Source organism: Vibrio sp. ED004 (assembly GCF_023206395.1).
GTDB lineage: Bacteria > Pseudomonadota > Gammaproteobacteria > Enterobacterales > Vibrionaceae > Vibrio.
Window position 1 is genome coordinate 1,582,311 of record NZ_CP066150.1, and the last position, 12,450, is coordinate 1,594,760.

At 44.3% G+C, this 12,450-nt stretch carries 11 protein-coding genes; 5 read left to right on the top strand and 6 right to left on the bottom strand.

Annotated elements, in window-relative coordinates; translation table 11 throughout:
• The first annotated feature begins 261 nt into the window (after positions 1–261).
• Positions 262–1,194, top strand: a complete 933-nt coding sequence (locus ITG10_RS24425) for a LysR family transcriptional regulator (RefSeq protein ID WP_017629683.1) — start codon at positions 262–264, stop codon at positions 1,192–1,194.
• Positions 1,194–1,577: a VOC family protein gene (locus tag ITG10_RS24430; protein ID WP_017629684.1), complete on the top strand. Its 384-nt coding sequence runs from the start codon at positions 1,194–1,196 to the stop codon at positions 1,575–1,577. The genes ITG10_RS24425 and ITG10_RS24430 overlap by 1 nt, the downstream gene beginning before the upstream one ends.
• 111 nt (positions 1,578–1,688) lie before the next feature.
• On the opposite strand, the gene ITG10_RS24435 is transcribed toward ITG10_RS24430, so the two are convergent.
• The 4 genes from ITG10_RS24435 to ITG10_RS24450 form a co-directional block, all read right to left on the bottom strand.
• Positions 1,689–3,200, bottom strand: a complete 1,512-nt coding sequence (locus ITG10_RS24435) for a PepSY domain-containing protein (RefSeq protein WP_017629685.1) — start codon at positions 3,198–3,200, stop codon at positions 1,689–1,691.
• Between the two features lie 105 nt (positions 3,201–3,305).
• A complete protein-coding gene (locus tag ITG10_RS24440) occupies positions 3,306–3,662 on the bottom strand; it encodes a hypothetical protein (protein WP_026084120.1) in 357 nt (118 codons plus the stop codon).
• A gap of 305 nt (positions 3,663–3,967) precedes the next feature.
• Entirely contained in the window at positions 3,968–4,363 is a 396-nt protein-coding gene (locus ITG10_RS24445; RefSeq protein ID WP_017629687.1) for a cytochrome b562, read from the bottom strand.
• Between the two features lie 144 nt (positions 4,364–4,507).
• Positions 4,508–5,254 carry a phosphatase gene (locus ITG10_RS24450; protein ID WP_017629688.1) on the bottom strand — a complete coding sequence of 249 codons (747 nt, stop codon included), beginning with the start codon at positions 5,252–5,254 and terminating at the stop codon, positions 4,508–4,510.
• 287 nt (positions 5,255–5,541) lie between these two features.
• On the opposite strand from ITG10_RS24450, the gene ITG10_RS24455 reads away from it, so the two are divergent.
• Complete coding sequence (locus ITG10_RS24455) at positions 5,542–8,556, top strand: HD domain-containing phosphohydrolase (protein ID WP_026084121.1); 3,015 nt, start codon at positions 5,542–5,544, stop codon at positions 8,554–8,556.
• Between the two features lie 38 nt (positions 8,557–8,594).
• On the opposite strand, the gene ITG10_RS24460 is transcribed toward ITG10_RS24455, so the two are convergent.
• Positions 8,595–9,605 carry a DMT family transporter gene (locus tag ITG10_RS24460; protein ID WP_017629690.1) on the bottom strand — a complete coding sequence of 337 codons (1,011 nt, stop codon included), beginning with the start codon at positions 9,603–9,605 and terminating at the stop codon, positions 8,595–8,597.
• A gap of 91 nt (positions 9,606–9,696) precedes the next feature.
• Between ITG10_RS24460 and ITG10_RS24465 the strand changes: the two genes are divergently transcribed.
• Positions 9,697–10,608: a LysR substrate-binding domain-containing protein gene (locus ITG10_RS24465; protein WP_017629691.1), complete on the top strand. Its 912-nt coding sequence runs from the start codon at positions 9,697–9,699 to the stop codon at positions 10,606–10,608.
• A gap of 30 nt (positions 10,609–10,638) precedes the next feature.
• Complete coding sequence (locus ITG10_RS24470; protein ID WP_004730185.1) at positions 10,639–10,959, top strand: heavy metal-binding domain-containing protein; 321 nt, start codon at positions 10,639–10,641, stop codon at positions 10,957–10,959.
• Between the two features lie 107 nt (positions 10,960–11,066).
• Here the strand turns inward: ITG10_RS24470 and ITG10_RS24475 are convergent, their stop codons facing one another.
• Complete coding sequence (locus ITG10_RS24475; RefSeq protein ID WP_017629692.1) at positions 11,067–12,323, bottom strand: peptidoglycan DD-metalloendopeptidase family protein; 1,257 nt, start codon at positions 12,321–12,323, stop codon at positions 11,067–11,069.
• Positions 12,324–12,450: the final 127 nt, after the last annotated feature.

A 12,450-nucleotide genomic window follows, 5' to 3' on the forward strand; every position in this document is an offset into this window, starting at 1 on the left:
TGTAATATTTGGTATGGCTATGTCAGATAGTTATTGACAGTAAGTTAGATGGATAATCCACCAAGTCGCATGAGTCTAAATGTTGCCGGGCGTAGGATGATTTAATCAAATACATTGAGTTGACGAAGAGGCAAATCGATAGTTAAACATCATCACGACTAATTTTACTTTTGCCAATTGATGAAACTGATTCACAAATTAAGTTGAATCACTCACAATAACCATTACGTTCATCGTTGAAACTTGTTTAACTGGATACTTATGGTCAACCCCAAACTCATCGCCCTACTTCCTGATCTCGCCTCGTTCATCTTAGTGGTTAATAAAGGGAGCTTTACTGCGGCAGCAAAACAGTTAGGGGTGACACCCTCAGCGTTGAGTAAGCTAATCACACGTTTAGAAAAAGCACTCTCAGTGAAGCTATTTGAACGTACAACTCGTACATTGATCATCACGCAAGCAGGCCAACTGGTTTACGACCAAAGCGTGGTTATGATTAATGCGGCGCAGCAAGCGGTTGAACTGTCTACCTCTGATCACACTGAACCTGCGGGCTCTATAACAGTAGCGGCACCAGAAGCTTTCTTGAACTCAGTATTGCAGCCTTTCGTTGTTCCATTCTTAAATCAGTATCCCGAAATTCAACTCAAGTTAAGAGCTGCTGATGGCGACATCGACATATTGCGCCAAGGCATCGACATCGCATTTCGCCTTACCGATAAGCCCGATGAAAGTTTGGTTTTGAAAGAGCTTGGAAAGACAAACCTCGTGTTATGTGCGTGCCCCGACTATCTAAATGCCAAAGGAATTCCTCACCACCCTACCGAACTTTCTCAGCACGACTGTTTATACCTTGCAGAGACAGACAAAGACCACATTTGGGACTTCTTGAAAGACGATGAATTCCACACGGTATCCGTTAGTGGCCGTTACGCGGTAAACCACTCCCAAATGCGACTCAAAGGCGTGAAAGAAGGCCTTGGCGTAGGTATTTTCCACGACTTTGTTATTCAAGATGCATTAACTGAAGGTTCTGTGGTGCAAGTATTAGAAGATTGGACCATCAAGAGTAATTACCATGGCGCTATCGCGATGCAGTTTGCTCAAACCAAGTACATGCCCGCTCGATTGCGTGTATTCATTGATTACGCGATGGAGCACTTAGGTGACAAGTTGGCAGGAGAAATAAACTGATGCTGAAAGGAATACACCACGCCGCCATTATTTGCTCAGACTACGAATTTTCTAAACGCTTTTATACGGAAATTTTAAAGCTTGAAGTGATTGCAGAGAATTATCGCGAAGCGCGCCAATCGTACAAACTTGATTTAGCACTGCCGAATGGTGCTCAAATAGAATTGTTCAGTTTCCCTAATGCACCGGAAAGGCCTAGCTTTCCTGAGGCTCAAGGGCTAAGACACTTAGCTTTTTGTGTAGATGACGTTCAACATGCCAAAAGCTATTTAGAAGCACAAGAAATCGAAGTCGAACCGATTCGAGTTGACGAGTTTACAGGTAAAGCTTTTACGTTTTTTTCAGACCCAGACGGCCTGCCGCTAGAGCTTTATCAGATCTAAAGCTTTATCAAATCTAGAGCTGAATCAAGTCTAAAGTATTCCTCACAAAGGAATCACCCATCTGATTAATGAAACTGACCTCCTCAGAAAGAAGGTCAGTTTTTATATCAATTAACTCAATGCCGTCTTAAATCTCTCAACGCGTGAAAACAGTAACCAATCCAATAGCATTGCAGTCACAATCGTTGCACCCGCGAGTGGAAACAGAACCGAAATAACAACCACCGTCACTAAGCCTGCTTTCCATAAGCCTGCATCACCAAACTTCGGTGGCGTCCCAAGCTTTCTTTGGCCTGAAGGTCTGCGCATCCACCACATCACACCACCAGTCACCGACACCACGACGAACGCAATGCAGAACAACGCATTTAGAAGCTTGTTGATGATGCTGATGTCACCTTGGTGCAGAGAAATACCGACGGCTAAGGTTTTGGCGAATAAGTTGTAATCTTGCCACGTCACCTCTCCTAGAATACGTCCTGAATATTGGTCGAGGTGAGTCGTGCGATCTAGGGTTGGATCGATGATATCACCTCCCATGGTATTGGCAGCCACGGTGTAAACGCCCGTTTCTGAGCGCGGGAAATTGACTTTATACTGCGTAAAACCAAGAGCTCGAGCTTTTGCTATCACATCATCAATCGAGAAATTACTCGCAGATAATACATGCTGAGAATGATCCTCACCCATCTTAGAATGATCATGATCTTCAGACGCTTCTTCTACTTTGTGGACGTGTTCTGACGGCTTATCTTGAGACAAAGGCAGTGGAGTTTGCTCTAGGTTCCAAGGCATTTCCTCTTCGGACCCGTGATTTAAAGAAGCATGCGTTTCGCTAGACAGAGGAATATCGTCCCACATTTGAGCAGGAAAAGTGCTCCACGCTTGAACAAGCTTACCGCCCCAAAAGCCGGTCCATGATAATCCCGATAGAATAAATAACAGAAGAATGAATGATAGTGTTCCACCGATGTTCGCATGCAGGTCACGCATTAAAACACGTGTTCCTGAGGTAAATCTAAGCTTAAGAAAACCAGCACGGCTTGCGTTATCTCGAGGAAGCCATAAATAGATTCCACTCACTAACAGAAGGATCGACAAGCTGATTGCAACCTCAATGAGGTAATCACCCCAATCACCAATCAACAAAGTGCCATGGATGTCATTCGCGAGTTGATACAGGCTATCGCTGCGTGGAATTTCTCCGACCACTTCGCCAGTGTATTGATTCACCGTGGCGAAAGCGGACGTCCCATCTTCAAGTGCTACCGAAAAACGGTTGGCCAGATCAGGCGCTTTACTCGGTACAAATTGTGTCACCGAATCTTGTGGGTATTGATTTTGTACGGCAGATAATTGTTGTGACACCTTGATAGGTTCGCCCGATGCAACAATCTCAATCGCATCGTGATGGAAAGCGAGTTCGATTTCATCATCAAACAGCATCACCAAGCCTGTAATGCTTAGCATTAACATAAACGGGATAACGAATAGCCCAGCATAGAAGTGCCAGCGCCAAGTGAGGAAGTAGAGAGTTTTATTGCGGTCTTTCGTTTTTGCACTGCTTTTAGACTGCGAATTAGCTTGTGCTTTCGCAGTATCTTGAGATTCATTTCTCAACATTATTATTTCCTTTGACACACGCAAACATACCTTCTGAAAGACCAGAAAGTAATCTGAGCATGGTTAACTTTACTTAATACTTTATTTTTTAATTATTTTAATGGGTTAGATATAAGCAAGATCAAAAGGAGGGCCACGTGGGGCTTGCCTCGTGTAGCGTTCGCTTAGAGCCAAAAAAGCGTAGCTGTCTGAGACAATAGAACTCAGTCGAGTTGTCAGTAGTGTAGTTGGAAGTTCATCTTGGTGAAACGTGGAAAAATGGCTAAAGGGACACGGCTTACCTTTGTGGGTATTGGGTTCGCCTTCTTCAATTTGAACCAGTTCAAAGCCGTTGACTGTACATAACGACGCCCATACTCCCGCACTATTACCATGAGCATTGATAACTGGCATTAATGTCACTAGCACCCAGCTTAATGCTGTAGCAAGTAACATGGAGAAATTGAACGAGGTTCGGCGCATTATTCCTAATCTTTATAAATTTCCCTTATTATGAGGCACTTGATATATAGGTAAACGTAAAGATTAACATCAGGTTAAAAAATTGAAGCTAACGCACACTCTTTTTAGTTAAAAACTGGTTACACCGAAAGAGCCAAGAAAATGTGGCGAAACTCTACTCAGCAAACTGTTTATAATAAAGACAATAAAAAACGCCGCCTTATGACTTCTTAATAAGAAGAATGTAAGGCGGCGTTTTAAAAATCAAATCTTAAGGTTTTGCTCTTTGATACGTATCTAACAAGCAAACTCTATTGATTAGCAAATTAACCGAAGATCTTGCTCCAAATGCTTGGATTACGCTTCTCGTGATACTCTTCACGAAGGCCATCGATAGTACGAAGCTCTTGCTGTGCAGATTCAAATTCACCTTGGTCTAGCTTCTGTTCAATGCTATCAATCGATGCACTGATCTTTTTGAAACCTTCCATGAAGTGTTCTTCTTTCTCAATTGGGTAAACACCCGTTTTGAGCTCAGCAACTAGCGTATCAATTCGTACGATAGGTTTTTGCATCTCTTCAATGTTTTGAGCTTCTGCCGCTTGTTTAAATGCAAGCTTCATTTCTTGCATGTTTTTCTTAAGGTCAACATTAGCAAAAGCGTTGCCAGACAATAGCGAAGCAGCGATTAAACCAGATAAAAGGATTGAGCGAGTTTTCATTGTTTCTCCAGGTGAAGCGATGTCTTTGAAGATAGCGCCATCGTTATTGCGGCACTTCGACTTTATTATTTTCGGCTAGTGTATACAAAAATCCGCTAGGCACAAAAATTGATTGTGTCGAAATGCAAACCCACCGACATTCTCTTAAGCAAGAGCTGAGTATTCTGGGATTTCATTACGACCACGCAACGCCAAAAATGACAAGAATTGCTTTGGCGAATGGGTGACCACCTTACTCGAATCCACGCCCACTTCATCAAGCAGTGAAGACACAAGATCCAGCCCGCCCACGTCTTGGCAGAAATGCGCATCACTTCCGGTAGTAATGAACGCCCCTTTCGCTTTCGCAACTCTTGCAATCTCGAAACAGCGGTCGACACTACCAACACGGCTATTGCCTTTTAGCGTGGTGTTGTTGATTTCGATAGCGACGTTATGTTGGACTGCGCATTCAATCACAGCTTCGAAATCGAAATCAAAATTTGGGTTGCCTAAGTGGCCAAGCGCATCGATTCGACCGCCCTTAATCACATTCAACAGCGCCTCTGTATGAGTGGCGACATCTGATGGACGAAATACTGGCTCGTGGAAGCTGGCAATCACCCAATCTAGGTTCTTATCCACGCTCGGATGAATATCGATTTCACCCTGTGTGTTCATGATGTTTGATTCCACGCCGCGGATAATCGCAACGTCTTCGATAAAACGAGGAAGCACACGCTGATTGCTGAAGAACCAATAATGTGGCGCGCCCGGCATCGACTCTGAATGGTCGGTAGTGCAAAACATGTCTAAGCCATTTTGTTTTGCCGACTTAGCATTCTCGATAAGCGTGCTGTATGCATGACCACTTGCGTATGTGTGGGTGTGAGTATCTACTTTGAGTTCCATGAAACAATGCCCTCTAGCTTGGTCTCTAAACGTTTTTCAAAAAGGTATCCCTGAACCGCTTTCTGAAAAGGAGTGCCTCGTGGCAACAATTTAATCAGTTTATCAGTTGAAAGTGACAATTAGCACCAAAACGTAAGGCTTTATTATTACTTCGTTTGCGCCGCACGATAGAACTGATAGAGCGCCTCTCCTCCAGGTATTCCATGCAAAACCGGTAATTGAGCCAATTTTTTGCAACCTACTCAAGTTCGTCAATACTTAAACCAATTCACAAGTTGGAGTGTTTGATGAGACGAAGACGATATCCGCTGAGTATCCACATCACTAGCCTTTTCTTAATTTTGACAACCTTTGTCGGTGCGGTATTGATATCAATAAGCTATCGGCATTCTCAAGAGTTGTTGTTAGGCACAGTGCGCGAGGTCAATAATGAACATCGTGATAAGTTGGAATCGGTATTTAAACAAGCCATTGCTCCTGTCATCACCACCTTAAACGTAATGGCAGTTAGCCCGTTTGTGGCTCAACAAACCTCTTCGGTTGAAAAGGAGTCTTGGTTGGCTTCGGTCGATATCATCTTCAAACAAAATACTAACTTAGTCGCTCTGTTCTACGGCTCCGAGGATGGCGAATTTAGAATTTTTCGCCCATTAAGCACCAACAAACAAAGAGCCGACAACAATGCACCCGCCAAAGCGACCATGATGGTCAGCAGTACCAATCTAGACGGCGAAAACTTCATTACCTTTTTAGACGGTGCGCACCAAGTGATCAGCACCATGCAAGCCGAGAGTAAGTTCAACCCAACCACTCGACCTTGGTTTCGTAACGCCAAACCAGACGGCTCAATACAACTCTCTGAACCCTATCTGTTCTATTTCCTGCAAACCAACGGTATTACACTTTCTAGGCGCTCGGCAGATGGCAAGCATGTGGTAGGCGCTGACTTCACGCTCAGTTCACTCTCTTCTCAGATCAGTGAGCTGGCTTATTCTCCACAAACCAGACTCGCTCTATTTGACCAACACTTTAACCTTCTTGGTCAACATCAACTTAATTTAACGACCTCGAACCTCACACTCGAAGCTAGAAATGCCAACATTAGTAATGGGCAAAGCACAGGTAAACTCTCTGGTAGTGAGCAAGAACAAAGCTTCTTCAACATCCCTAAACGAGACCAAATGGATGCGTTAAAAGCATCTGTTTTGGGCCCACTAATCTCAGATGAGCAGAAATTTAGTCTCAACCTAAAAAACGTAGAGTACAACCTGAACACATGGGCACTGACCTTAACTCCGGTTGAGCTCACTCAACATGTCACGCTATATTTGGCAGAAGCAACACCACACAATGATCTGCTGGCTGACCTCATCTCCATGCGTGATAAGCAAGTGGCTGTTGCAATTGGTATGTTGTTTATCTGTTTCGGCATCGTATGGTTTGTGGCGAATCGCTTATCTCAACCACTCAATACACTCATGCAACTCACAGACAACATTGCGCGATTTGATTTCAGACGAACCCACTATCCCAAAAGCATGATTCAAGAAGTAGCGAACCTCACCCACTCTATCGAGCTCATGGAGCATACACTTCATGATTTAATCACCCTACTTCGAGACACGGCGGGTAATCAGGAATTTTCGATACTCGCTAAGAACATTGCTCACCAAAGTTATTTAATTACCAAAGCTGAAACCATCGTGCTTTTCACTCAATCAGAAGAAAAAGATGTGTTTGATACGGCTGCTAATCTCGCCATTATTCCTTTTAAAGCGGACATCAATGACTTCATCAAGCATACCCCTTGGTTACTGTGTCAGCTTAAATCTGGAGAGACGATCCACCTTAATCGAGAAGATAACGTTCTTAACTATTATCAGGATTCTATCTTCAATTCAGACCTGTATCTGTTCCCGCTTTTAAACCGTGAAAAGCTGTTGGTGGGCATTGTGGCGATTGGCTATGAAAGACCGATCACCAAGATACAGGCCGACAAGCATGCCTTTTTAAGAGAGCTGCTCAGCTTTGCGGAAATAGCTAAAGATAATATCGACCAAATGCAGCAACAGAAAAATATGCTCAACGCTTTCATCGAGTTGATTGCATCGGCGATTGATACCAAATCACCTTACACCGGTGGCCATTGCCAAAGAGTCCCAGAACTGACCAAGTGGCTAACACAAGCCACGATTGATGATGACCGTTATTACCCGCAATTTTCATTAGATAATAAGCAGTGGGAAGAGTTGATGCTCGCTGCATGGCTTCATGACTGCGGCAAGGTGACTACGCCTGAATATGTGGTAGACAAGGCAACAAAACTGGAAACGATTTACGACCGAATCCACGAAGTGCGAATGCGTTTTGAGTTGTTGAAACAGCAAGCAGAAACCGACTACTGGAAAGCAATAGCGAACGGTGCGCTACAAGAAGAACAACTCAAAATACTCGAGCAAAGCCTGTCCGAACTGGATGAGGAGTTTACCTTTGTTGCGGAGTGTAACCTTGGTGGCGAATCGATGACGGAAGAGCAGCTAGAACGCTTAGATCAAATAGCCAAACGCCAATGGAAGCGCACATTGGACGACCAACTCGGTTTATCTTGGTCTGAAAAAGAGAGATTCCGTACACAACAAGACACGACAGAGAAAGGTCAAACTGAGCCCGCAAATACAGAACAGGCTTTGCCAGTCATGGAGCCTCTACTTGCTGACAAACCCGAGCATAAAATACCTTGGGACAATGGCTTTAACCCGGCAGATGTGTGGCAAGAAGCGTTTGTGCTCAAGCCCGGAGAGGTCAAATACAATCAAGGTGAACTGCACAATTTGAAAGTACGTCGTGGTACCTTAAACGATGAAGAACGCTTTATGATCAACGACCATATTATTCAGACCTTCACCATGCTCAACAAGCTCCCTTACCCTTCTTACCTCAAGAACATCCCAGATATCGCTAGCGGTCACCACGAACGCATTGATGGCAAGGGCTACCCAAGAGGCTTGAACGAAGACCAACTGCCACTGCCGTCTAGAGCGATGGCAATTGCCGATGTGTTTGAGGCCCTTACTTCAAGCGATAGACCATATAAGAAAGGCAAGTTGCTCAGCGAATCACTCAACATCATGACCGACATGGCCACCAGCGGGCATATCGATCCAAAACTGTATTTACTGTTCTTAGAAAACAAAATCTATGACAAATACGCTGAGCGATTCCTTGAAGCTAACCAGCGCTGTGAGATCGACCAGAACCAGCACATTGAACGAGTTAAAGAGTACATACGCTCATTGTTTTAGGCTAACCATTCAGAGGATAAGTTTCATAAGCTCATTGGTTAGCTTTTAGCTGCAGAGTCCAACACCGCTTTATTCGCTACCACCATTGTGGTGTGCGGTCTCTGGTTGGCTTTCGCCTTGCTGTGTCTTTTTGCCAGCAATGTATTGGTGATGCTCGCCACGACAATTAGGTTAATGCCAATCATCTGCTGAGTAGAAAATACATCATCAAAGAACAAGCCCTGCCATAACGCACTAAACAGCATGTTAGTAAAAATCAGAGGTGCTAATTGGGAGCCACTGTCTGCCAACTTGTACGCTTTCGAACGGAAGATCTGCGTATTGATGGTGAACAACGCTAATCCAAGTGCGCCCAGCCCTATCCAACGTAAGTCATCAAAAGACAACAGTGCCGACAAGCTGCCTGTGCTTTCAATTACCTCTGGAGCCGCAGACACTGAAGTAAACACAACCATAGGAATCACAATGATTGCCGCAACTAGAAACGTCCACGCGTTAAGCTCTGCTGGCGAAAGGCTCGTCTTGGATGCTCGATATAAGCTGACTTGTGAGCCTGAATTAAACATGCCCGCCAATAAACCCAGCAACAGCGCCGGTCTAAAAAACTCCGATCCAAATTCAAACTGCGACCAATCCCCTGCCATCAGCACTACGCCAACAAAGGTTATCGCCAAACAAACGATGGTCGTTGTATGAATCTTAGTTCCAAATATTAATTTTTCTAACAATGGGATAAACAAAGGACCCGTACTGAATAACACTACACCTTCAACCAAGGTTAAGGTTTGCAGTGATGTGAGGAAGCACCACTGACACGCCACCATAAAGATTGCACGCATCACCAAAGGCTTCCACATCTCTCGTGTCGGCTTGCTGATTTTGTAAAAGGTAAGAAAAAGAAATAAGAACAGACTGGGTAAGAAAAAGCGCACAAAGCTCAACAACGAAATGGGCATCGCTTCAGATAGATACTTGGCCATTAAGCCACTTAAAGACAAACTGAACGTCGACAACAACATGAAAGTCGTTGCCTTGGTAATATCAGACATAATTATCACCTCCTATGACACCCATTTTAGAGGCGTGACGTGATGAAAAATAGCGAGTAATATTAACCATAACTGTAAGGAAAACTTACCAATGAAAAAACTCGTTCCGCTTAAATCCGTTTACGCTTTCATAGCTGTTGCTGAGACTGGCAGCATGACTGACGCCGCGCGGGTGTTGTATGTCAGTCACTCTGCGGTAAGCCAAGCGATAAAGTCGTTAGAACAACTAGTCAACAAGCCTCTATTTAAACGAGTCGGTCGTCGTGTTGTTCTTAATGCCGCAGGTAAGCGATATTACCGCAAAGTTGCCCCCGCACTTGAGCAAGTGATAGAGGCAACCGAAGAGCTTGCCAGAACGCCTAACGACCACCGCATTACCCTCAACATGGTCAATTCGCTCGCGATGCACTGGTGGATCCCACGAGTTCCCGACTTCCAAGCTTTTGCTCCCTCACTCGATATTCGTATTTCCACCTTGACCGGCCCTTTTGATATCGAGCAGGAAGGCGTCGATATTGCCCTTGTTCACGGCAAACCGAATGAATGGGATCAGTATTACAGCGAAAAGCTCGGTGACGATGATCTTGTATTGGTGTGCAGCCCTGCACTATTGAAAAACCAAATGAATTTAAGCGTTGAACAACTTGTGAAACAAAACCCAACCATTGGTGCATTTAACCCAAGGCGACAACACGACTGGCAAGTGTGGTGCGACAATTACCAAATCCCAATGCCTACGTTCCATAGCAATTTGACATTCGATGTCTCCATTCAAGCTGTGCAAGCTGCAATTCGTTCATTAGGCGTATTAGTAACGCATCGCTTGTTTGTGAAAGATGACATCAGCCATGGGATGCTCGTTGAACTGGGTACGCCGGTTGCTAACCCGCACCAAGATTTCTACTTTGTTTGCCCGAAAAACAAATTAAAACAAGAAAGTGTGCTAAAACTGAGAACATGGTTAAGACATGAATTCACACGCTCAGAAACAAAACTCAACTAGTAACCAATTATCTAACTTACAGAGGCCACTATGATTATTACCACTACACAATCTGTCGAAGGCAAACGCATTGTCGATTACAAAGGGGTTATTGCTGGAGAAGCCATTCTAGGGGTTAACGTTTTCAAAGATATGTTCTCAGGAATTCGTGACTTTGTGGGTGGTCGCTCTGGTACCTACGAGAAAGAATTAGAAAAAGCACGTAACTACGCGTTCAAAGAGTTAGAACAGAAAGCAATTGAAGCAGGTGCCAACGCGGTGGTTGGTGTCGATATTGATTACGAAGTACTTGGCACAGGCAATGGTATGCTGATGGTTTCAGCAAGCGGCACAGCGGTGGTGGTTGCTTAACTGAATCACTCGCTAAATCGTGTGATTACCTAGAAAAACGCCCCTTAGCTAAATCGCTAGCTAAGGGGCGTGATTATATTCGTTGGCCAACTTAGGCTTGAATATCTCTAACTCGTACGATCTGCTGGCTCAGAAATCATGGCATCAAAAGAGGCAATTCGAGCCAAAAACTCTTTTCTATCTTTAGGCATAATTGAGCTTGCCATTGGTAAGTTCGCCTTCATTGCATCGACGGCGCGACCACGAACCAATACCTCAAAGTGCAAGTGCGGGCCAGTAATACGACCAGTAGCACCCGATAGCGCAATTTTCTGACCTCGCTTAATTTGCTGCCCTTTCTTAACGAGGAAGCGGCTCAAGTGAAGATAACGTGTCGTGTATACGCTGTTATGTTCAATCACCAAATATTTCCCGGCATAAGGGTGGTCACGAAGCGCGACAACACGGCCATCACCCGTTGAATATACGGGTGCGCCTACAGGCGTCGCAAAGTCAGTACCATTGTGTGGCGAGATTCGCCCTGTCACTGGGTGTCTTCGTTTAGGGTTAAACGATGAGGTAATTCTTCGAAATTTTCTGTCTACAGGGTATCTATCGAACGCTTGTTCTAGGCTGTTACCCTCTCTGTCGTAGAAGAGGCAATCTGGCGCCAAAAACGCCGCCACTTCTCGGTTTCTTAATTGAATTGAGATACCTTGAATTTCTGTTTTTCCCGTTAAGTGATCATTCGTGTACTGCTCTTTAACCAATACATTAAAGCTGTCACCTGCTCTCAGCTCACGAGCGAAGTTGACTTTGTCTTTTAGTGTGCGGGTGATATTGGCTATCTGGTTAGTAGTTAACCCCGCTTTATATGCTGACGTTGAAAAACTGCCATGAACGGTGCCCGTATAGAGCTTTTCCTTCCATTCGCCAGGAATTTCATTGAATTGGTAGTCAAAACTTCCATCGTCATTTCGAGTAAAGGCAGCTTGCTCTACCAAACTTTCATGGAAAATCAGCTCGACGAGTTCTTTAGAGTCACTATCCAAAAGCAACTCTAGGTGGTCACCAGGTTTTATTGTGTCGAGCTTCAAAGACTCCAGATCCGCTTCCATCACCTTTTGAACGGTTCCATAAGGCAGTTGCCATGACGAAAAGATGTTGCTTAGCGTATCGCCAACTTTCACAAAATAATGGACTTTGACCAAAGAGCTAGGAGTCGGTTGAGAGTCGACACCTCCCTCATCATTCGGTTGATAACCTTGATAAGGTGTTATTTTTATAGAGATTTCTGGTGCTGTCTCGGAGTGAAAAGAAAGCAAAGCAGCAAGGGAAAATGCACTGATAGCAATAACGATCAGGCCAATACGGAGGAACTTCATAAAATACTTAGCGGTTATAACGAGGAACTTAAAAAGTGTTATAACATAACAATTCAATCAAAAAAATAAATGAAATGTAAGAAACCATAGCGCGATAGGTGTGAAAGTATGGTGAGCATACAAAGCT

Excerpts from the sequence above, each read along its gene's own strand:
- ITG10_RS24425 (WP_017629683.1), top strand. The coding sequence starts at position 262 with ATGGTCAACCCCAAACTCATCGCCCTACTTCCTGATCTCGCCTCGTTC.
- ITG10_RS24430 (WP_017629684.1), top strand. The coding sequence starts at position 1,194 with ATGCTGAAAGGAATACACCACGCCGCCATTATTTGCTCAGACTACGAA.
- ITG10_RS24435 (WP_017629685.1), bottom strand. The coding sequence starts at position 3,200 with ATGTTGAGAAATGAATCTCAAGATACTGCGAAAGCACAAGCTAATTCG.
- ITG10_RS24440 (WP_026084120.1), bottom strand. The coding sequence starts at position 3,662 with ATGCGCCGAACCTCGTTCAATTTCTCCATGTTACTTGCTACAGCATTA.
- ITG10_RS24445 (WP_017629687.1), bottom strand. The coding sequence starts at position 4,363 with ATGAAAACTCGCTCAATCCTTTTATCTGGTTTAATCGCTGCTTCGCTA.
- ITG10_RS24450 (WP_017629688.1), bottom strand. The coding sequence starts at position 5,254 with ATGGAACTCAAAGTAGATACTCACACCCACACATACGCAAGTGGTCAT.
- ITG10_RS24455 (WP_026084121.1), top strand. The coding sequence starts at position 5,542 with ATGAGACGAAGACGATATCCGCTGAGTATCCACATCACTAGCCTTTTC.
- ITG10_RS24460 (WP_017629690.1), bottom strand. The coding sequence starts at position 9,605 with ATGTCTGATATTACCAAGGCAACGACTTTCATGTTGTTGTCGACGTTC.
- ITG10_RS24465 (WP_017629691.1), top strand. The coding sequence starts at position 9,697 with ATGAAAAAACTCGTTCCGCTTAAATCCGTTTACGCTTTCATAGCTGTT.
- ITG10_RS24470 (WP_004730185.1), top strand. The coding sequence starts at position 10,639 with ATGATTATTACCACTACACAATCTGTCGAAGGCAAACGCATTGTCGAT.
- ITG10_RS24475 (WP_017629692.1), bottom strand. The coding sequence starts at position 12,323 with ATGAAGTTCCTCCGTATTGGCCTGATCGTTATTGCTATCAGTGCATTT.